This is a genomic window from Streptomyces sp. DSM 106670 (genome assembly GCF_055792845.1).
In genome coordinates this window covers 5,169,332-5,189,983 of the sequence record NZ_CM147704.1, presented here as the reverse complement: position 1 = coordinate 5,189,983, position 20,652 = coordinate 5,169,332, and the positions used below count along the sequence as shown (strand labels likewise).

Below are 20,652 nucleotides of genomic sequence, written 5' to 3'. Positions count from 1 at the left end.
CTCGACCATACGTACGCCTTCGGGGCGCTGCTCACCAGGGCCGCGGGGCGATCGGCGGAAGAAAGACGGGTGTCAGTCCGTCACGTCGATCGGGCAGCGGTTGGTCTCGACCCCGGCGGCGGTGACGACTTGGACGTCCACGGTGCCCGGCTCGACCTCGACCGGGACGGGCACGGTGAGGACGGTGTCGGTCGGGTTGGCGAAGCCGCCGGCGACCGGGACCAGCGGGACGTGCACATGGACGGTCCCTATCCGTACGACGAGCCGGGCCAGCCGGTCGGGGCCGCCCGCGCCGGGCGGTACGAAGCCCGCGCCCCGGATCTCGATGTCGTCGCCGGTCCGGATCGCGCCGTCCAGGTCCCCGGCCTCCCGGGCCCGCACGACGGAGAGCACGACGGGCCGGCCGCCCTCCGCGTACTTCCCGGCGAAGTAGGTCGCGGCCGAGACCGCCACCAGCAGCGCGAGCCCCCACGGCAGGTCGGGCAGCTGCTCGGGGCGGCGGGCCAGGCGGACCGCCGCGAACAGTACGGCGACGGCGCTGACCAGCACGTACTGCACATCGGTGAAGGAGCCGCGCCCCGAGTCGTCGGTGAGCAGGTCGGCGGCGCGCGGCCGGTCCGCGCGCAGCTTCTGGAGCCGCTGGTTCAGCACCCGTACGGTCACCACGCGGCGCACGACGACGGCGACCGCGCACACCAGCGCCAGCACGGCCACGACCCCGGCGGAGCGCACCAGGTCGAGCCCCTCGATCAGCGCGTCCCGGTCGTCCGGGTCGGAGGCCCCGGCCAGTTGCAGCGCGAGGACGAGGACGGCGAAGACGGCGAGCAGCACCCAGGCGGCGGCGACCGTCCGGGAGGTGGAGAGCCGGTTGTCCTCACCGATCAGCGGGGCGAGGAGGCCGCCCCGGGCGCGGTGGAGCCGGGCGGCGGCGGTGAGCAGCCCGGCGGTGACGAGGGCGGCGATCAGCCCGGCGGTACGAGCGGTGGACCAGCCGGCCCCGATCGCGGTGAGGCTCGCCCCGACGAGGAGCGCCCCGGCCGCGCCCCAGACGGCGAACAGCGTGCCCCGCCACACCTGGTGCAGCCAGGCGTCACCGGCCTCCCGGGCCCGTTCGGCGACGGTACGGGCGGATCCGGTCAGCTCGTCGGAGACCCACTGCCGGGAGGCGGACGGGGACTGGGCGACGGCGGCGGGCAGCCCGTTGCCGGCCGCCAGTTCGTCGCGTTTGGCCAGGAACGCGGCGACCGCGCGCCGGTGTCCGCGACGGGCTCCGTGCGGGCAGTCGCCGCAGGTACAGCCGCCGCCGTGCGTGCCGCTCGTCCTTGCTTCGTCCAACGCCACGGAGGATTACGCCCTTTCCCGCCCCGGTACAGCCAACTCACTTGCGATATCCGCGAATTGTGCCGTACCGGGCGGCCGGACCGTGCATCGGGGCGGCCCGGGGGCGGGTGTCGTCAGAACGTTCGAACGATCCGCTGCCACAGGGGCTGGTAGTTGATCCAGGCCACCAGGTCGCTGCCGAGGTGGTCGCGGGTGGTGACGGCGTCCCGGTGCGAGATGAGCACGGGCTTCCCGGCGGCCCGCGCCAGCAGCTGGACCTGGCAGGCGCGCTCCATCGTGAGGAACCACCAGGCCGCCGCGTCCACCGAGCCGCCGACGGTCAGCAGCCCGTGGTTGCGCAGGATCACCGCCTTGTGCGGCCCGAGCGCGGCGGCGATGCGCCGGCCCTCCTCCTCGTCCACGACGACCCCGGAGTAGGCGTCGTACAGCGCATGGTCCTCGTAAAAGGCACAGGATTCCTGGGTGATCGGCTCGATCGGCTCCCCGAGCGCGGAGAGCGCCCGCCCATGGACGGAGTGGGTGTGGGCGACGGCCACGGTGTCCGGCCGGGCCCGGTGCACCGCCGCGTGCACCGCGAACGCGGCCTGGTTGACGTGGAAGCGGCCCCGGACCACCTGGCCGTCGCCGTTGACGAGGATCAGGTCCTGCGGGGCGATGTCGGCGAACGGCGCGCCGAACGGGTTGACCCAGAAGCAGTCCGCCAGCTCGGGGTCGCGCACGGTGATGTGCCCGGAGACGCCGTCCTCGTACCCGAGCTGCCCGAACAGCCGCAGCGCGCCCGCCAGTCGCTCCCTGCGGTGCGCGCGTTCCTCGTCCGGGGACGCGTGCACGGGCGGCATCGCGAACTGGAGCTGGTCGACGGGGATCGGGGCGGGGGCGGGCACGGCGACCGGCTCGGACATGGCGGCTCCTCGGGTTCCCAGGGCGTACGGGACCGGAAGTTACCGCCGGGTGGGCCAGGTGACCAGAGGCGGGACGTCCTCCGGGCGCAGGTCAGGTGCCGAGCACCAGGTAGGCGAGGGTGAGGTACGAGCGGTAGCCGCCGTAGTAGCCGGTGCGGCGGGCGTCGATCTCGGCCGTCACCTCGGCGTGCAGCGGATGGTCCGGGTTGGCCAGCGCCCAGCGCTGCCCGCGTCCGATCGGGCCCTCGGACTCGAAGAGGTCCCATTCGCGCTCGTCGGCGACGGTGACCTGGAGCGCGTGCAGCCCGACGGACTCCGCCAGCCGGATCAGCTCCAGCAGCGAGCCGAAGTCCCCGGGCCCGGCCCCGATGCCCTCCAGCGCGGCCGGGGTCGGCTCCTTGAGCCAGACGCCCTCGCCGAACAGGACCCGCCCGCCGGGGCGCACGGTGGCGGCCAGCGCGGTGAGGGCTTCACGGGTGGTGCCGGGCCAGGCGTGCGAGGAGCCGATGGAGACGGCGAGGTCGTAGCCGTCCTCGGTCCACTCGGCCGCCGGCGTCCCGTGGAACCGCACCCGGCCGCCGAGCCCCCGCTCCTCGGCGAGCTTCCGCCCGCGCGCCACGGCGTCCGGGTCGGTCTCGACGGCGTCCCCGGTGGAGCCGGGCGCGGACTCGACAAGCCGCATCAGCAGTTCGCCCCAGCCGGATCCGAGGTCGACGATCCGGGAACCGGGAGCGGGGTCGCAGGCGGTGATCAGCCGGGCGGCGTGTTCCTCGGAGAGCGGGGTGTTCCAGGTGAGGCGGTCGTTTCCGGGGGCGGAGATGATGGCGCGGACTTCTTCGGCGGACATGGGGAGCGAGCATTCCATGGAGCCGGGGGCCGTGCCACCGGATTCGGGCCCGGCCCGGATACGACGACGCCGCCGCCCGGACGGAACGGGCGACGGCATCGGCGTTGGCCTGGGGGGCTCCGGGGCTCAGCCGAGCCCGGGGAGGGTCACTCCCACTCGATGGTCCCCGGCGGCTTGCTCGTCACGTCGAGGACGACGCGGTTGACGTCGGCGACCTCGTTGGTGATGCGGGTGGAGATCTTCGCCAGCGTCTCGTACGGCAGGCGCGACCAGTCGGCGGTCATGGCGTCCTCGGAGGAGACCGGGCGCAGCACGATCGGGTGGCCGTAGGTGCGGCCGTCGCCCTGGACGCCGACCGAGCGGACGTCGGCGAGGAGGACCACCGGGCACTGCCAGATGTCGCGGTCCAGGCCGGCCGCCGTCAGCTCCTCGCGGGCGATGGCGTCGGCCTCGCGGAGCAGGTCCAGGCGGTCCTTGGTGACCTCGCCGACGATGCGGATGCCGAGGCCGGGGCCGGGGAACGGCTGGCGCTGGACGATCTCCTCGGGGAGGCCCAGCTCCTGGCCGACCATGCGGACCTCGTCCTTGAACAGCTGGCGCAGCGGCTCGACGAGCTGGAACTCGATGTCGTCGGGGAGGCCGCCCACGTTGTGGTGGGACTTGATGTTGGCGGTGCCGGTGCCGCCGCCGGACTCCACCACGTCCGGGTAGAGCGTGCCCTGGACGAGGAAGGCGACCTCGGGGCCCTCCTCCTGGAGGATCTCCAGCTGGGCCTGCTCGAAGACGCGGATGAACTCGCGGCCGATGATCTTCCGCTTCTGCTCGGGGTCGGAGACCCCGGCCAGCGCGTCGAGGAAGCGCTTCTCGGCGTCGACCACCTTCAGCTTCGCGCCGGTCGCGGCGACGAAGTCCTTCTCGACCTGCTCGGTCTCGCCCTTGCGCATCAGGCCGTGGTCGACGTACACGCAGGTGAGCTGGGAGCCGATGGCCTTCTGGACGAGGGCCGCGGCGACCGCGGAGTCCACGCCGCCGGAGAGGCCGCAGATGGCGCGCTTGTCGCCGACCTGCTCGCGGATGAGGGCGACCTGCTCCTCGACCACGTTGGTGGTGGTCCAGTTCGGCTCGATGCCCGCGCCGCGGTAGAGGAAGTGCTCCAGGACCTGCTGGCCGTGGGTGGAGTGCAGGACCTCGGGGTGGTACTGGACGCCGTAGAGCTTCTTCTCGTCGTTCTCGAAGGCGGCGACCGGCACGACGTCGGTGGACGCGGTCACGGTGAAGCCCTCGGGCGCGGCCGAGCAGGCGTCGCCGTGCGACATCCACACCGGCTGCTCGGTGGGCGTGCCCTCGAAGAGCGTCGAGCCCGCCTTGGTGACGTGCAGCGGGGTACGGCCGTACTCACGGGCCCCGTTGTCGTCGACCGTGCCGCCGAGCGTGGTGGCCATCAGCTGGAAGCCGTAGCACATGCCGAAGACGGGCACCCCGGCCTCGAAGAGCGAGCGGTCCAGGGACGGCGCGCCCTCCGCGTACACCGACGAGGGGCCGCCGGACAGGATGATCGCGCGCGGGTTCTTGGCCAGCATCTCCGCCACCGGCATGGTGGACGGGACGATCTCGCTGTAGACCCGGGCCTCACGGACGCGGCGGGCGATGAGCTGGGCGTACTGCGCGCCGAAGTCGACGACGAGGACCACGTCGGCCGTGGCGTCGGGGGCGGCGGGGGGTGCTGCTGGCACGGGGCGGCCTTCCGGCGGTGGTGAAGGGGGTCGGTTCTTCCGATTCTACCGGCCGTGCGCACACCCTCCGCCGGGCCGGGCGCGGGGCTCCGCGTCTCAGGATCCGGGCGCCGTTTTGTCGGGGCCGCCGGAGCGGGGCCATACTGTGCCCATGCGTCAGCACACGATCTTCGTCTTTACCTATGGCATCCGGCCCGCCGGCTGCCATGGTCGTGCTGCTTGAGCTACTGACAAGCAACGTTCCAGGCGCCCCGGGCCATCAGGCCCGGGGCGTTCTGCGTATCCGGGCCCGTTCACCCCGGGTGGCCTCCGACCATCAGGAGTCACCATCATGAGCAGCACCACCACCGCCACGGACACCACCACGGCCACCGGCGCCCACACCGACGAGGCCGCGGCCCTGATCGGCGGCGCCCGCGAGCGCATCGACGCCCTCGACGACCGGATCATCGGCCTCGTCCAGGAACGGATGGCCGTCTCGGCGGTGATCCAGCAGGCCCGGATCACCTCCGGCGGCCGCCGGGTCAACCTCTCCCGCGAGACGGCCGTGCTCGGCCACTACAGGGACGCGCTGGGCAAGCCGGGCACCGCGCTGGCGATGACGCTCCTGGAGCTGTGCCGCGGCCGGGTGTGAGGCCCCGGCAAGACCTCCGGAAAGACCCTCCGCGGGAACGGTTCTCCGCTTGCCGGACAGGGGACGTATCTGCGTTCGGACCCCGTCTCACCCGTACGGCGCGTGACCGGGGGCGCGGTGCCTTCGTTGGTCCTGATGTCCGTGCCAACCAGGGGCGGCATCGGTAGGAAACCACGCGTGGCTCCGCCGGGAAGTGTGACGTACTGCAGGTGCGTCGTGGGACCACGACCCGGCGTAAGTGACCGGTCCGCAGGGGACAGCAGCCCGGTCACCCCATATGCGGCCGGGCCCGGGGACGCCCGGGCCGGCCGCATCGGAACGTATCGGCGGAGGCCTGTTCCCTCCTCCGCCCCCTCCGTGTCGCTCTTCGTCGGTCGGGCGTCAGATGTGCTGCGCGCCGGACCGTCGCCGTGCCGCCGTGAACAGCAGCAGGCCCGCCGCCAGCGCCGCGGCCGCCGTGCCCGAGGCGATCAGCGCGACCGATCCCGTCGAGGCCAGGCCGCCGCCGGAGCCACCCGTCGTACCCGCAGCGCCGCCACCGGACGTGGTGGAGGCCGAGGGGCCGGGAGTGGACGGGCTCTCCGCCGGGTCCGGGGCGGAGGTCGGCGGGGTGGACGGCTCGCCGGAGCCGCCGTCGCCGCCGACCGTCGCACCGCCGGAGTCGGAGCCGTCGCCCTCACCGTTCAGGATCAGGTACGCCGTGTTGTTGTCGGTCTCCGGGTCGAACGGCAGCTTCGGGTTCACGAGCCAGGGGCTGCGGACAGTGACCGCGCCCGCCGCACCGACCATGCCCTTGTCGATCCGCAGCTCGAACGGCAGGTCGAGGCCGCCGCCGTCCTTCACGATGGGGGTGGTGGTGCAGGTGTAGCGCGGCGCGGGGCTCTTCTGGTCCTCCAGATGGCCGCCGTCGGCGGTCACCGCGCGGCAGAGGTCCGGCTTCGCGGTGACGGTCGCGCCCTGCGGGACGGTGAAGTCGAGGGTGGCGACGGCCTCGCCGGAACGGATGTAGCCGATCCAGGCCGGTCCCTCGTTGCGGAAGCCGATCTCGGCCTTGACCGTGGAGCCCTCGGCCCCGGCCACCTTGTCGCCGTACGCCACGAAGTCGGCCGTGTTCTTCGTACGGAAGTCGGCCTCGTGCTCGTTGTCCCAGGGGTCGAGGTCCCCGCCCCGGGCGGCGGGCGCGCTCTTCTTCGCCTTCGCCGGGACCGCCTTCAGCACGCTGCCGGAGCCGCGCTCGAAGGGGGCGCCCGCGCGCTGGGCGGCGCGCTGGGCGGCGCCGTCCTCGTGGATGCCGTAGACGAACATGTCGTAGTAGGCGCGGTCGGTGACCTCGATGGTCAGCGGGGTCGCCAGGGTGTACGTCTCGCCCACCTCGAAGGAGCCCTCGACCGAGCAGAGGGCGGTGGTCCAGCCGATGCCGCGGGAGGCCGGGTCGTCCTCGGTGTACTCGCAGTTGGAGTAGCGCTCGGGGATGTCGAGGCCGCGGGAGTACACCAGGTTGAGGAGGACGCCGTCGGCGGCGCGGGTGCCCCGGTTGGTGAAGGTGATCGGGGCCTGCTGCTTGTCGCCCGGGTTCGTCTGCTCCTTGAAGGGCAGCTGTTCCATGATGAGGTCGGGGCCGCCGATGGTGACCTTGGTGGTGAACGGGGTGAAGGTCGCGCCCTTCGACTGTCCGGTCACCGTGATCGTGCCGGAGTCGCCCACCTCACTGCCCTCGGCGGCGGAGAGGAGGAGGTCGTCGATGCCCCGGAGGCCGGCCCAGATGCCGTAGTCCTTGCAGACCGCCTTCGTGCCGGTGATCTTGCAGTCCGAGGTGTCCTTCACCTCCGTGTCGGCGACGCCCGCGATGCCGCTGAGGTCGAAGGTGACGGTGAACTCGGTCTCGTACTCGTCGTCCTTCTCGTCCCCGCCCGGGTTGTTGACGGTGAAGCCGACCGTGGACTGCGGCGGCGCACCGCTCTCCGGGTACGGGTACAGGGCGGTCTCGGCGGGGCCGCCGAGGACGAGCGCCGGGAGTTCGGCGGCCTGCGCCGGGGCGGCCGCCCCGGTGAGCGAGGCGGCGGCCAGCAGGCCTGCGGCGGCGAGCGAGCCGGCTGCGCGGTGCAGCACGGTTCGCGGGGAACAGCGTGTCATCGGTGACCTCGGGGACTCGGCTGGAGCTGTGTGGCTGCTGTGACAGATGTCGCGGTACGGGTTCGACCGCGCAGCTCCCCGAACAGTTGCCCTCCCCAAGATCACGGATTGGGTACGGTCACGGACGCCGGGGCACGGTCACGGACGGGACACGGGGGTGTTCCCGACGCCCTTCACATCCGCCCCGGCCTCCGTCGTCCCCTTCGGCGGCACCACGGGCAGGCCCAGGAACGGCAGCTTCAGCGCGCCGAACGCCTCCTCGGGCACGGCGGGCGCGAGCGGTTCGACGGGGGTGAGCCGCTCGTAGGCCGCGTCCTGCTCGGGGCGCGGGTCCGCCTCGCCCTTGTTGGGCCAGAAGGACATCGCGCGCTCGGCCTGGGCGGTGATGGTCAGCGAGGGGTTGACGCCGAGGTTGGCGGAGACCGCGGAGCCGTCGACGACGCTGATGCCGGGGTGGCCGTAGAGGCGGTGGTACGGGTCGATGACGCCCTCCTCCGCGCTCGCGCCGATCGGGCAGCCGCCGAGGAAGTGGGCGGTGAGCGGGGTGCCCATCAGCTCACCGACGTTGGACCCGGCGAAGCCGTTGATCTCCTCGGCCAGCAGGGTGGCGCTGCGGGTGGCCTCCGGTATCTGGGTCGGGTTGGGCGCGCCGTGGCCCTGGCGGGCGGTGAGCAGGCCCTTTCCGATGCCGCCCGGTTTGCGGTACGTGGTCAGGGAGTTGTCCAGCGACTGCATGACCAGGCCGATGATGGTGCGCTCGGACCAGCGGCGGTTGGAGAGCGAACGGGCGGCGAGGGTGGGGTGCTTGACCATGTTGGCGAGCCAGCCGCGCACCCGGTGGGCCCCGTAGGGGACCTGGAGGATCGACATCGCGCCCATGGCGTTGGAGCCCTTGCCGTAGCGGACGGGCTCGATGTGGGTGTTGTCGTCGGGGTGGATCGAGGAGGTGATCGCGACGCCCTGCGAGAAGTCGGCCTTCGCGATGCCGTGCTTCTTGCGGTAGCGGCGGTCGCTGGTCTGGGAGCCGACGAGCGCCTCGGAGTTGGTACGGGTCAGCTCGCCGAGCTTCGCGGAGAGCCGGGGCAGCAGGCCGCGGTCCTTCATGGCGTGCAGCAGGGTCTGGGTGCCGTACGTGCCGGCCGCGACGACGATCTTGCGGGCCCGCAGCTTCGTGGGCTTCGCCCTGCGGCGGCGGTCGGTGGGGACGGTGAGGACCCGGTAGCCGCCCTCGGGATCGTCGGTGATCCCGACGACGGAGGTCATCGGGTGGATGACCGCTCCGGCCTTCTCGGCGAGGTGGAGGTAGTTCTCGTTGAGGGTGTTCTTCGCGCCGTGGCGGCAGCCGGTCATGCATTCGCCGCACTCGGTGCAGGCCTTGCGGGTGGGGCCCGCGCCGCCGAAGTACGGGTCGGGGACGGTGCCGCCCGGCTTGGCCTTCGCGGTGCCGTCGGCGTCCTTGCCGTCACCGAAGAAGACGCCGACCGGGGCCAGATGGAAGGTGTCGCCGACGCCCATCGCCTCGGCGGCGGACTTGAGGTGGATGTCGGAGGGGGTCATGGTCGGGTTGAGGCGGACCCCGAGCATCCGGCGGGCCTGGTCGTAGTACGGCTTCAGCTCGTCCTGCCAGTCGGTGATCGAGGCCCACTGGCGGTCCTCGAAGAACGGGGCGGGCGGCACGTACAGCGTGTTGGCGTAGTTGAGCGACCCACCGCCGACCCCGGCCCCGGCGAGCACCATGACGTTGCCGAGGAGGTGGACGCGCTGGATGCCGAAGAGGCCCAGCGCCGGGGCCCAGAGGTAGTTCTTCAGGTCCCAGGAGGTCTTGGGGAGCGTGCCGGGGGTGAAGCGGCGGCCCGCCTCCAGGATGCCGACGCGGTAGCCCTTCTCGGTGAGCCGGAGCGCCGACACCGCGCCGCCGAAGCCCGAGCCGACGACCAGGACGTCGTAGTCGTACGCGGCGTCGTCCTCGGCCGGGACATGGCTCACGGGCTGTTTCTGGGCAGGGCTGTCCTGGGACATGGCGCTCCTCGGTACGAAAAGGGCAGGGTTACGACGTTTCGGCGGGCGCTCAGCGCAGCCGGAACGCCTTCATCGCCTTGAGGCTGCGGGTCATGAACGCGGCGTACTTCTCGTCGTCCATCCCGAAGGCGGGCGCGAGCGGGATCAGCCGCTGCTGGGCGACGGTCTGGGCCTCGGTGTACTTGAGGATGCCCTCGGAGCCGTGCCGCCGGCCGAGGCCGGACTCCTTCATGCCGCCCATCGGGGACTGGACGCTGCCGTAGGCGGGGGCGTACCCCTCGTTGATGTTGACGGTGCCGGTGCGCAGCCGGGCGGCGACCTGGTGGCCGCGCCGGGAGTCGGTGGTCCAGACGCTGGAGTTGAGGCCGTACGGGGTGGCGTTGGCCAGCGCGATCACCTCGTCCTCGTCGCTGAAGCGGTAGATGGCGACGACCGGCCCGAAGGTCTCCTCGGAGCAGACGGACATCGGCGCTTCCACGCCGTCGAGGATGGTCGGCTCGTAGAAGAGCGGGCCGATGTCGGGGCGGGCGACGCCGCCGGCGACGAGGGTCGCGCCCTTCTCGACGGCCTCGTCGACGTGCTGGGTGACGGTCTCCAGCTGGCGTTCGCCGACGAGGGAGCCCATGTCGGCCCCGTACGCGAGGGCGTTGCCGAGCCGCATGGCCTTGGTGCGGGTGGCGAAGCGCTGCACGAAGTCGTCGGCGATCGACTCGTGGACGTACAGCCGCTCGATGGAGATGCAGAGCTGTCCTGCGGAGGAGAAGCAGGCGCGGACGGCTCCGGCGGCGGCCTTCTCCACGTCGGCGTCCTTCAGGACGAGCATGGCGTTCTTGCCGCCGAGCTCCAGGGAGACGCCGACCAGCCGGGAGGCGGCGCCGACGGCGACCTCGCGGCCGGTGCGGGTGGAGCCGGTGAAGGAGACGTAGTCGGCGCGACCGACGACCTCGGGGCCGACGACCGGGCCCTCGCCGAGGACGACCTGGAAGACCTCGGCGGGCAGTCCGGCCTCGATCAGCAGGTCACGGGCCCACAGGGCGGTGAGCGCGGTCTCGGTGTCGGGCTTCATCACGACGGCGTTGCCGGAGACGAACGCGGGCAGGGCGTCGCCGACGGAGAGTTCGAGCGGGTAGTTCCAGGGGGCGATCTGGCCGACGACGCCGCGCGGCTGGCGCAGCTCGGTGACCTTGGTGAGGGTCGGGACGACGCCGGTGTGGCGGCGGGGCTTGAGGTAGGAGGCGGCCTTGCGCCCGTAGTGGCGGGCGGCGACGGCGACGGCCTGCACCTCCTCGTGGGCGTGCAGACGGGCCTTGCCGGTCTCCAGCTGGATGAGGTCGAGGACCTCGGACTGACGGCTGAGGACGAGGTCGTGGAAACGCAGCAGGACGGCGGCCCGCTGCCGTACGGGGACGGCGGCCCAGACGGGCTGGGCGGCGCGGGCCCGGTCGAAGGCGGTGGCCACGTCCTCGGGGGTGGACTCGGGCAGGTCGGCCAGCTTCTCCCCGGTGAAGGGGGTGTGGTTGGCGGTGCGGCCCGACCCGACGACGCCACGGGTCAGCTGGGCGATCACCTCAGGGGTGACCACGTCGGCGGCGGTGCGCACACCGGCGGGGGCGACCGCCACGGGGTTCGTACCGAGAGGGGCGTCAGGGGCCTGCGAGTCCGTCATGAGGCCGAGAGTATGTCCAGCCGCAGCCTTTGGGTACCCGTGGGTAACAGTTTTTCACAGGACCCGCCACCGCCGTCCGACGCCCGCCCCGAACGAGCCAGTGATCGCTGGCGACATAACCGCTGATCAGTGGCTATACGGCCGACCGCCCGGCGGCGTCCGGTGCGTGACGCCCGGGGAGCGCGAATTTTCCGGCGCCCTCAGGAAGCGTGGATCTTCAGCCCCTCGGTGACCTCGGTGAAGATCGCGTCGCCGTCCTTCGCCGCCTGCCCCTTCGCGGGCATCCGCACCCGCACGTGCCAGTAGGGGTCGCTCTCCTTCTCGCCGGGGATCAGCAGCTCCCGGAAGCGGTAGCGCACCGGGTCGTCGGCGGAGGAGGCGTACGGGGTGTATTCGGTGCTCATCTCGACCGCCTTCCGCCCCTGGTGGGTGGCGTCCTTGTACGTGACGGTGGCGTCCTCCATCTGGGTGGTGTTCGCCCCGCCCTTCTCGTAGTACGCCTCGCGGGCCGCCGCGTCGGCCCCGGGGTTGTCGTCGGTGGTGTCGTCGCTCTTCGGGGCGCGGTGCCAGAAGTCGATCTCGAAGACGCCGCTGGGGTCGGCGTACCAGACCAGTTCGCCGTCGTCGTCCTGGACCCGCTTGTACTCCTCCGGCACGGCCACGTCCGCCGACAGGACCTCGTTCTCCGGCCTGATCTGCCAGTTCTCGGGCGGTCCGTCGCCCGCGAACGGGTTCAGCAGGACCAGCACGAGTGCGACGACCACCGCCAGCGCCCCGCCGCCGAGGGCGAACTGGGCGACACGGTTGCGGTGCAGCACCGGCGGCACCCACTTGCTGCCGCCGCCACCGCCCGCCGGGACCGGTCCGTACGGGGAGGTCACCGGCGCCGGGGCCGGGGCTGCCAGCTGCTGGAGCGTCCGGCGGACCTCGGCGGCCGGCGGGCGGGCGGCCGGGTCCTTGCGGAGCAGCTGCATCACGAGCGTGCCGAACGCGCCCGTGCCGCGGGCGGGCACCTGCGGCTCGGCGGACAGCACGGCCTGGAGGGTGGCCGGGGTGTGCGAGCGGCGGTACGGGGACATCCCCTCGACCGCCGCGTACAGCACGACGCCCAGCGACCACAGGTCCGACTCCGGCCCGGGGCGCTGCCCGAGGACCCGCTCCGGCGCGATGTACTCGGGCGAGCCGACGAACGCGCCGGTCTCGGTGAGCTGCTGTTCGCCCTCGACCTGGGCGATCCCGAAGTCGGTGAGGACGACCCGGTCGCCGGTGCCGAGCATGACGTTGTCCGGCTTGACGTCCCGGTGCAGGATGCCGATCGCGTGGGCGGCCGTCAGGGCGTCGAGGACCGCGAGCCCGATCCTGGCCGCCTCGCGGGGGTCCAGGGTGCCTTCCTGGAGGCGGTCGCCGAGCGACGGGCCGCGCACCAGCTCCATGACGATCCACGGCTTGCCGTCCTCGACCACCACGTCGTGGACGGTGACGACGGAGGGGTGGTCGATCCGGGCGGCGGCCCGCGCCTCGCGCCGCATGCGCTGGTGCACGGTGCTGTGTTCACGCTCGCCGAGGTGTTCCGGTACGCGCGGTTCCTTGACGGCCACCTCGCGGTCGACGACCTGGTCGTGCGCCCGCCACACCGTGCCCATCCCGCCGTGCCCGAGCCGGGCCAGCAGCCGGTAGCGGCCGCCGATGAGGCGGTTCGCCGCATGGTCGGGGGCGCTCGCCGGGGCGGTCGGGGAAGGAATGTACGCCGGGGGCGCGGGATGCTGCGCGCCGGAGCCGCCCGGTGCGTGCGGTGGCTGGAGTCCGTAGCTGGTGGGCTCGTTCGCCCGTCCCCCGTGATCTGTCATGCGCCCATCCTGGTTCACGCGCCGGGCCGGGCACCACCGGGGGCGGCCGGCGGATGCAGAGCCGTGACCGTACAGCAACCCGGGCCGGGCATCGGGCGCCCGCGGTCACGTCTTCGGGGCGCTCCAGCTGCGCAGCATGATGTCGAACTTCTTCCGGCTCTCCTCCCAGCCCTCCTGCGGGGCGGTGAGGTACAGCGCGTACTCGGGGCCGCCGGAGGAGCCGTAGTACATCTGGTCGATGCCGTGCCGGAGTCCCGGATGGTCCTTGGTCTCGTTCCAGGTGAACTCCCAGAGGGCGCCCGGCCGGTCGCGGAAGGTGTTCTTCTCCATCCCGATCCGCTGATAGCCCGGCAGCCGCTCGGAGAGCTGCTCCTCCATGTTCTCCATATGGAGATACGGATGGTCGAAGTCCGGGTCCGGGTCGACGCTGATGCGGATCCGGTGGGCCCCGCCGTCCGGGGTGTAGTCGATCTGGCCGTTCTCGTACTGCCGGGTCCAGTCCTTCGGCACGACCAGGCTGAACCCCGCCGGGTCGTCGACCCGGTGCCAGCCGTCGGGTATCTCCGGTGCGCCCCGGGCGGGGTCGGTGGGCTCCGGGGTGGTCTGCTTCGCGGGCGGGGTACGGCCCGCGGACGTACCGCCGTCCGTGCCGCCCGGGGTCGAGCCGTCCCCGTACTTCATCGCGAACAGCCCGCCCGCGCCCCCGAGCACGGCCGCGGCGACGACCACGACGAGCACCGTGCGCCACCGGGATCCGGCGCGCCGGGTCACCGGGGCGGAGGCGGGGCCGGTGGCCGGGTGCGCGTGGTCCGGGCCGGTGGCGGGCGGCGCGGTCGTGGCGGGGGCCGCGCCGGACAGCCGGGCGGTGGCGCCGTCGGAGCCGTCGGAGGGGCGGGAGCCGTTCGCGCCGCCGGGGCCGTTCGCGTCCGGGTAGCCGTAGCGGGCGTCCTCGCCGAAGCGCTGGGTCGGCACATGCGCCTGGGCCGCGCGGGGTTCGCGGCCCTCCATGGCGTCCAGCAGCATCTGCTCGGTCTCGGCGGCCGTGGGCCGGTCGGCCGGGTCCTTGCGGAGCAGCGCGACGATCACGGCGCCGAGCGGACCGGCGTTGACCGGGGCGGGCGGCTCCTCGGTGACGACGGCCTGCATGGTGGAGATCGGGGAGGTACGGCGGAACGGGGAGGTGCCCTCGACCGCCGTGTACAGCGTGGCGCCCAGCGACCAGAGGTCGGAGGCCGGTCCCGGGTCGCCGCCGCGTACCCGTTCCGGTGCCAGGTAGTCGATGGAGCCGACCAGTTCGCCGGTCCGGGTGATGGTGGAGTCGCCCTCGATCGCGGCGATCCCGAAGTCGGTCAGCAGCACCTGACCGTCGCGGGCCAGCAGGACGTTGCCCGGCTTGACGTCGCGGTGCAGCACCCCGGCCCCGTGGGCGGCGCGCAGGGCGCTCAGCACATGCAGGCCGATGCGGGCCGCCTCGCGCGGGGCGACCTCGCCGCTCTCCTTGGCCGCGTCGGCGAGCGAGGGCCCGTCGACGTACTGCATGACGATCCAGGGGCGGTTGTCGTACTCGATCACGTCATGGACGGTGACGACGCCGGGGTGCGTGATGCGCGCCGCCGCCCGTGCCTCCTTCTGCGTCCGGGCGTGCAGGACGAGCCGGTCGGCCTCGGCGACGTACAGCCCGGCGGTCAACTCCTTGACGGCGACGGTGCGGTGCAGCACTTCGTCGTGGGCGCGCCAGACCTTGCCCATGCCGCCCCGGCCCAGGACCTCGCCCAGCCGGTAGCGCCCCGCCAGCACCAGTCCCGCGTCCGTGCCCTGTGATCGATCCACGTGATGTCCCCGCCCCGTTCCTCGGCTTGCCAGATTACGGAGGCGGAACGGAAAGGCGGAACCGGGGATCGCCCACGAGACCGCACTGTGATGGTTGTCGACACCGCACAACGCCCGTGGCGGCGCGGTGACGATGACGTGCGGTCAGGCTCCGACCCGGTACGAGGCGATGGCCTGCTCGTAGATCTCGGTGACCTTGTCGCGGTCGTTCTCCGGCCCGATGACCTGGATGACGTGGTACCTGCCGTCGACGATCATCGCGAGATTACGGACGTACACCTCACGCCCGCCGCTCTCCTGCCAGGTGAACTGCCCCTCGGCCATGGCCTGCCGGCCGACGTCGACCCGGCGCAGCCCGGAGGAGGAGGACCAGCTGGAGTCGCGGAACGGCTGGAGCTCGGGCTCCTTGTTCCGCTGGTAGTCCAGCGGATCGCTGCCGCCCGCCTTCACCGTGTCCCGGCCGGGCACCACGAGCAGGGTGAACCCGTCGCTGCCGTAGCGGATCTGACGGTCCGCGTTGGCGGGGCTGCGCTGCCAGTCCTTCGGTACGCCGATCTCGAAGCCCTCCGCGTCCTTGCGGAGCGTGTAGCCGGAGGCGAGCGCGACGGCCGACCGGCTGGTCTGCGGCTGCTGCGAGCCGGCGTCGGACGACCCGTCCGACGAGGCGGACGGCTCGGGCCCGCCGGAGGCGGCGGGCGGTGCGGCGGAGCCGGTGGGCGATGCCGGCGCTCCGCCGTCCTCGCCCTCCCCCTGCTTCGGCAGGAACATCACCGCGTACGCGACGGCGGCGGCCATCAGCAGCAGGATCAGGACGAGCAGCAGCCGGCCCAGACTGCGCGGCGAGGACGAACCCTCGCCCCGGCGCGGCGGTTCCCGCAGCACCCGGGGCCCCTTGGGCGCACGCGGCGCGCGGGCCGGACGCTCCTCCTCCCAGGCCTCGACGGGCATCCGCACGGACCGGTCGGGCGGCAGCAACGAGTCGTGCCGGTCATGCTGCTTGCCGCCGCGCTGCTTGGGCGGCTGCTGACGCTTCCCCTGCCGGTGCTTTCCGTGCGCGGCGCCGCCGCCGAACCGGCCCCGGCGCCGGCGGACCAGCTCGCCCCTGCGGCGGACGACGGGGAGCCGGGTTGCGTCGGGCGCGGGCAGCGGGACGACGTCGGCGCCCGCCTCCGGCTCCGGCGCGGAGCGCACCAGCGAGCGCAGCCAGCCGCGCAGCTCCTCGAAGTCCGGCCGCTCCGTGGGGTCCTGGCGCAGCAGCGACTCGACGACGGGCCGCAGCGGGCCGCACTCCTCGGCGAAGGCGGGCGGCTCGCCGCACACCATCTGGACGAGCTCGGCGGCGTTCTCCTCGGGGTAGGGGGCGTGGCCCTGGACGGCGCGGTAGAGCAGCGCGCCGAGCGCCCACAGGTCGGTGGAGGGGCCGATCGGGGGCGCGAGCTGCCAGTTGTCGTGGACCGGGCCCGCCTGCTCGGGGGCCCAGCGCTCGGTGACGGCTCCGACCACGGCGATCCGTGCCTGACGGGCGCGTTCGGCGGCGAGCGGGGTGGTGGGGCCGCGGTAGTCGGCGGGTTCGCCGCCCGCGACGGCGTCCTCCCAGGCCCGGGACGGGGACGGGGCGGTGCGGGCGAGCTGCTTGGGAGCGGGGGCCGGCGGTCCGGGCCGCCGGGAGTCGGCGCGCAGCGCGTCCGCGCCGGAGCCGCCGGCGGGGACGGGCCGCCCCGCGCCGGGCCCGTCGTCCCAGGTCCCCGCGAGGTGGACGCGCCGGCCGGGCGGCCGGGGGCCCTCTTCGTCGTCCTCGTCGTCCTCGTCGTCGTAGGGGTCGTCGGCGGGGCTGCCCCAGGGGGCGGTCAGCCGGGGCGTGGCGGGGGCTCCGGGGGCCGGGGGCTGGACGGGGAGGGCGCCGGTGCCGGTGGTGGTGCTGTCGGGAGCGGTGCCGGTGGTGGTGTCGCCGGTGCCGGTGCCGGTGTCCGTGCCCGCGCCCGGGGCCGTGGTGCCGGTGCCGGGTACGGATCCGGCGCTGCCGGCCTCCGGGGCGGTATCGCCCCCGGGCCGCGGCGGCTTCGTGAGGTCCGCCGGGGTGCGGTCGGCCTGCTGCCGGTCCTCGGTGACCCGGGCGGCGGCCCGCGCGCCCGCCCGGTAGGCGGCGATGGCTCCGGCGCGGGCGGCCCGCAGCTGGGCGGCGCTCGCGGCGCCCGGCTCGGCGGGCGGTACGGCGGTGTACGGGACGGCGGGGGCGGCCGGGCGCGGGACGATCTCCTGCCCGTCGGTGCGCTGCTCCGGCACGGGTCCGGCCTCGCGGCCCGACGGCAGATCGTGGCGTTCGTCGTACCGGCCGGTGTCATACCGATCGTCGTACCGACCATCGCCCCGGCCGTCGTCGTACCGGCCGTCGTCGTACCGGGCGTCGCCCCGGTGCGGCGCGTACCCCTGCGGCAGCGGCGGAACGGGAAACTCCCGGCCCTCGCGCCCCTGACCGCCGCCGTCGCCGTCGACCTCGCCGCTCCCGTGCTCGGCGTACTCCTGGACGGCCGCGTACTCCGCGTCCGCGTCGCTCCTGGCCGGTGGCAGCGCGTACGCACCGCCGAGCTCCCTCGGCGGGGCGGGCTCGACGGCCGGGATGCCGTACGTCGTCGGGGCGGCCACCGGGTCGGTGTCGGGCCGCGGTTCGGGCGCGTACCCGCAGAGCGCCTCCTCGGCGGCGCCCGCCGCGAGGCCGGTGAGCATGACGCGGCCGTCGTCGCAGACCAGGACCGTGCGCACGGTGATGTTGCGGTGGGTCCAGCCGTGGGCGTGCAGCACCCGCAGGGCGGTGAGCACGTCGGAGCCGATCTCGGCGGCCCGGTAGGGGTTGAGGGGGCGTTCGGCGAGGAGGGCGGCGAGCGGGCGGGCCGCGACGAGCTCGCTGACTATCCAGAGCGAACCCGCTTCGGCGAACACGTCGAAGACCTGGTCGAGCCGGGGGTGGTCGGGCACCTGGGCGGCGGCCTGCGCGGCCTCGATCGCCCGCCGGACCGCGGGGTCCGTGCTGCGGCGGACCGCCCGCCCGGTGGCACGTCCGGACGCCGAGGTCCGCCCGTCGGCGTCGAGCACCTCCGCGTCGACGATCTCGGGCAACGGCACCTGGCGGACCAGGACTTCCTGGCCGCTGTAGGTGTCGAACGCCCGGGTCTCGGCCAGTTCGTACCCATCGGACGGGGGCAGCGGAAGGCGGTAGCGGTCGGCAAGCACCCGACCCGCGTAGTCGTCCACGACGCCTCCCCAGAGCGCGCTGTTCCCCCGGCCGTCAGAGGAGCACGTATCCGTCAGTTACGGTCATTTGGCGGGCAATTGACCAGTGATTCCGGCTGCGTACGGTCTCCGGCCTCTTACGATACGTGGCAACACGGGCCGACGGGCCGGGTCGTGCCAACCCGGCCCGCACAAACGTTTCACACCGGCCCGGATCGGGCGCGCCCGGCGGTCAGTCCGTGGGCGTGAACGTGGCGAACGCCGTCTCGCGCAGCGTCCGGCACTCGTCGCCGTCCCACTCGTCGATCTTGCAGCTGATCATGATCGAGTAGCCGCGCTTGGCGTCGACCTTGAAGCCGCGGTTGAGCACCCGGACCCGGACGCCGTTGTGGTTGCGCTCGAACGTCCAGTCCGCGACGGTCGGATAGCCGTTGTACTCGACCTTCTTTATGCTGCCGTGCTTGTACCCGTCGCTGAGGACCTTGGCGCTGCCGACGGCCCCGCGCCAGGCGGCCGCCGCGTCGTCCTTGGGCGAGCTGTTGAAGTCGACCTGGACCCGGGGGAAGCTGCCCTGCGCGGCGTTGTAGATGCCGCCGGAGTTGGTGCCCGCGATGCCCGTGCGCTTGAAGTCGCCGGGCATCGCCATGGTGAAGTGGAACCGGGTGTCGGTGACCTTCTCGTAGCCGGCGGGCAGGGAGTCGCCCGCGCCCGGACCGTCGCCCTCGTCGCCCTCGGGGTCGTCGCCCTTCGGGTCGTCGGAGCCCTCGCCGGACGGGTCCTCGGAGGCCCGGCCGTCCTCCTTGCCCTGGCCCTCCTTCTGGCCGTCGCCCTTCTCCCCGGCCGAACCGCCGCCGGTGTCGCCCTTGTCGTCGGCGCCGCCGGCCGAGGCTCCGGCCGACGCGGCGGTGTTGTCCTTGCCGCCCTTGTCCGCGTCGCCGTCGCCGAGGGTGAGCGCGAGGATCGTGCCGAGGATGGCCAGCGCGACGACGGCCGCGATGATCGCGAGGGTGCGGCGGGGCACCACGTCGGTGATCGAGGCACGCGTGGACGCGGGCGTGGCGGGCGGGCGCTGCCCGGGTACGGAAGCACTCGCCGTCGCCGTGGACTTCGGGGCGGCGGGGGCCGCGACGGCTCCCTTCCCGGCCGCCGGGGTGGCCGTGCCGGACTGCGCGCCCGGGGTGGAAGTCCCGGGCGGGGACGGCGGCTTGGGCGGGGCGACGGGCGAACCGGTGGCGGCGGCGGCCGGAGAGCTCGCCGACGCCGCGGCCGCGCCCGCCGCCACGGCCGGGGTCTTCGCGTTGCGCACGGAGCGCAGGGCTCCGCGCAGCCGGTCGCGGGCGCCCTCGCCGGACTCGCCCGAGCCGGTGGACTGCTTCGGCGGCTTCGGGGCCTTGGGCTGCTTCGGCGTCCGCTTGACGAGGAGGTCGGCGGCGGGGGCCGGCGGGATGGCCATGATCTGGGTGGAGTCGGCGGGGGCCGGCGCGGGCACGTCGGGGGCGTTGATGACGTCGTTGAGCAACGCCCGTGCTCCGGCGTCGTCGAGGCGCTGCTCGGGGTCCCGGGCGAGCAGCCCGTAGATGACCTCGGTGAGCGGACCGGCGTTCTTGGGCGGGTCGAGCGGTTCGGTCATCACGGCCGTGAGCGTGGCGATGGCCGAGCCCTTGTCGTACGGCGGGCAGCCCTCGACGCTCGCGTACAGCAGTCCGCCGAGCGACCACAGGTCGGCGGGCGGGCCCGGCTTGTGACCCCGCGCGCGCTCCGGCGAGATGTACGAGGGGGCGCCGACGAGCATGCCGGTGGAGGTGACCGACGGGTCGCCCTCGACCTGGGCGATGCCGAAGTCGGTGAGCACGACGCGCCCGTCCTCGGAGATCAGCACGTTGGACGGCTTCACATCGCGGTGCAGGATGCCCTCGCGGTGCGCCGAGCGCAGCACGTCGAGGATGGCGAGCCCGACCTCGGCGGCCCGCTTCGGCGTCAGCGTGCCGTCCTCGCGGATGGCCTCGGCGAGCGACTTGCCCTCGATCAGTTCCATGACGATCCACGGGCGGTCGTCCTCGTCGACCACGTCGTAGACGGTCACCGCGCTGTTGTTGCGGATCCGTGCGATCGCCTTGGCCTCACGCAGGGTGCGCGTGATCAGCCGGCGCTTCTCGTCCTCGTCGATCGCCGAGGGGAACCGCAGTTCCTTGACCGCGACCGTGCGGCCGAGCGTCTCGTCGTCGGCGCGCCAGACCGTACCCATGCCGCCCCGGCCGAGCACCTCACCGAGCCGGTAGCGCCCCGCGAGGAGCCGACCGTTCTTGTCCCGTTGGGGCTCCCGTGACTGCTCCGCCTCCGACATGCGTCCCCTCTGCGATCAACCCGCCCTGGCAGAGCGTTCATTGTCCCTCACCCCGGGACCGGTCCTGGTGCCGGGTCCGGGGTCCGCCGCGCCGCGGCTCGTAGAGGAATCTCCCACAGCCTCCTACC

The 20,652-nt window shown here is 73.4% G+C and carries 12 protein-coding genes; 1 reads left to right on the top strand and 11 read right to left on the bottom strand.

The features are described 5' to 3' along the window. Positions 1-72: 72 nt before the first annotated feature. The 4 genes from ACSMXR_RS23115 to guaA all read right to left on the bottom strand — a co-directional run bounded on the left by ACSMXR_RS23115 (position 73) and on the right by guaA (position 4,823). Entirely contained in the window at positions 73-1,341 is a 1,269-nt protein-coding gene (locus ACSMXR_RS23115; RefSeq protein WP_137232416.1) for a hypothetical protein, read from the bottom strand. A 113-nt stretch (positions 1,342-1,454) separates the two neighbouring features. Then, the gene (locus ACSMXR_RS23110) at positions 1,455-2,243 is read right to left on the bottom strand and encodes a class II aldolase/adducin family protein (RefSeq protein ID WP_137232417.1); all 789 of its coding nucleotides are present in this window, start codon (positions 2,241-2,243) and stop codon (positions 1,455-1,457) included. Positions 2,244-2,334: 91 nt separating this feature from the next. Continuing rightward, a complete protein-coding gene (locus tag ACSMXR_RS23105; protein WP_473169813.1) occupies positions 2,335-3,090 on the bottom strand; it encodes an SAM-dependent methyltransferase in 756 nt (251 codons plus the stop codon). Between the two features lie 146 nt (positions 3,091-3,236). After that, a complete protein-coding gene (gene guaA / locus ACSMXR_RS23100) occupies positions 3,237-4,823 on the bottom strand; it encodes a glutamine-hydrolyzing GMP synthase (protein WP_006126969.1) in 1,587 nt (528 codons plus the stop codon). A gap of 331 nt (positions 4,824-5,154) precedes the next feature. On the opposite strand from guaA, the gene ACSMXR_RS23095 reads away from it, so the two are divergent. Next, on the top strand, positions 5,155-5,457 hold the full coding sequence (locus tag ACSMXR_RS23095; protein WP_098025327.1) for a chorismate mutase: 303 nt from the start codon (positions 5,155-5,157) through the stop codon (positions 5,455-5,457). A gap of 381 nt (positions 5,458-5,838) precedes the next feature. Here ACSMXR_RS23095 and ACSMXR_RS23090 read toward each other — a convergent pair whose 3' ends face one another. The 7 genes from ACSMXR_RS23090 to ACSMXR_RS23060 form a co-directional block, all read right to left on the bottom strand. Continuing rightward, positions 5,839-7,590, bottom strand: a complete 1,752-nt coding sequence (locus ACSMXR_RS23090; protein WP_473169812.1) for a peptidase — start codon at positions 7,588-7,590, stop codon at positions 5,839-5,841. A 138-nt stretch (positions 7,591-7,728) separates the two neighbouring features. Next, on the bottom strand, positions 7,729-9,609 hold the full coding sequence (locus ACSMXR_RS23085) for a GMC oxidoreductase (RefSeq protein WP_473169811.1): 1,881 nt from the start codon (positions 9,607-9,609) through the stop codon (positions 7,729-7,731). A gap of 49 nt (positions 9,610-9,658) precedes the next feature. Then, positions 9,659-11,275 carry a succinic semialdehyde dehydrogenase gene (locus ACSMXR_RS23080; protein ID WP_218525044.1) on the bottom strand — a complete coding sequence of 539 codons (1,617 nt, stop codon included), beginning with the start codon at positions 11,273-11,275 and terminating at the stop codon, positions 9,659-9,661. A gap of 200 nt (positions 11,276-11,475) precedes the next feature. After that, entirely contained in the window at positions 11,476-13,122 is a 1,647-nt protein-coding gene (locus ACSMXR_RS23075) for a serine/threonine-protein kinase (RefSeq protein ID WP_473169810.1), read from the bottom strand. Between the two features lie 105 nt (positions 13,123-13,227). Beyond that, positions 13,228-14,952, bottom strand: a complete 1,725-nt coding sequence (locus tag ACSMXR_RS23070; protein WP_473169809.1) for a serine/threonine-protein kinase — start codon at positions 14,950-14,952, stop codon at positions 13,228-13,230. Between the two features lie 144 nt (positions 14,953-15,096). Beyond that, on the bottom strand, positions 15,097-18,201 hold the full coding sequence (locus ACSMXR_RS23065; protein ID WP_137232425.1) for a protein kinase: 3,105 nt from the start codon (positions 18,199-18,201) through the stop codon (positions 15,097-15,099). A gap of 211 nt (positions 18,202-18,412) precedes the next feature. Then, positions 18,413-20,524 carry a serine/threonine-protein kinase gene (locus tag ACSMXR_RS23060; protein WP_137232426.1) on the bottom strand — a complete coding sequence of 704 codons (2,112 nt, stop codon included), beginning with the start codon at positions 20,522-20,524 and terminating at the stop codon, positions 18,413-18,415. Between the last annotated feature and the right edge of the window lie 128 nt (positions 20,525-20,652).

Excerpts from the sequence above, each read along its gene's own strand:
- ACSMXR_RS23075 (WP_473169810.1), bottom strand. The coding sequence starts at position 13,122 with ATGACAGATCACGGGGGACGGGCGAACGAGCCCACCAGCTACGGACTC.
- ACSMXR_RS23085 (WP_473169811.1), bottom strand. The coding sequence starts at position 9,609 with ATGTCCCAGGACAGCCCTGCCCAGAAACAGCCCGTGAGCCATGTCCCG.
- ACSMXR_RS23105 (WP_473169813.1), bottom strand. The coding sequence starts at position 3,090 with ATGTCCGCCGAAGAAGTCCGCGCCATCATCTCCGCCCCCGGAAACGAC.
- ACSMXR_RS23080 (WP_218525044.1), bottom strand. The coding sequence starts at position 11,275 with ATGACGGACTCGCAGGCCCCTGACGCCCCTCTCGGTACGAACCCCGTG.
- ACSMXR_RS23095 (WP_098025327.1), top strand. The coding sequence starts at position 5,155 with ATGAGCAGCACCACCACCGCCACGGACACCACCACGGCCACCGGCGCC.
- ACSMXR_RS23110 (WP_137232417.1), bottom strand. The coding sequence starts at position 2,243 with ATGTCCGAGCCGGTCGCCGTGCCCGCCCCCGCCCCGATCCCCGTCGAC.
- ACSMXR_RS23090 (WP_473169812.1), bottom strand. The coding sequence starts at position 7,590 with ATGACACGCTGTTCCCCGCGAACCGTGCTGCACCGCGCAGCCGGCTCG.
- ACSMXR_RS23060 (WP_137232426.1), bottom strand. The coding sequence starts at position 20,524 with ATGTCGGAGGCGGAGCAGTCACGGGAGCCCCAACGGGACAAGAACGGT.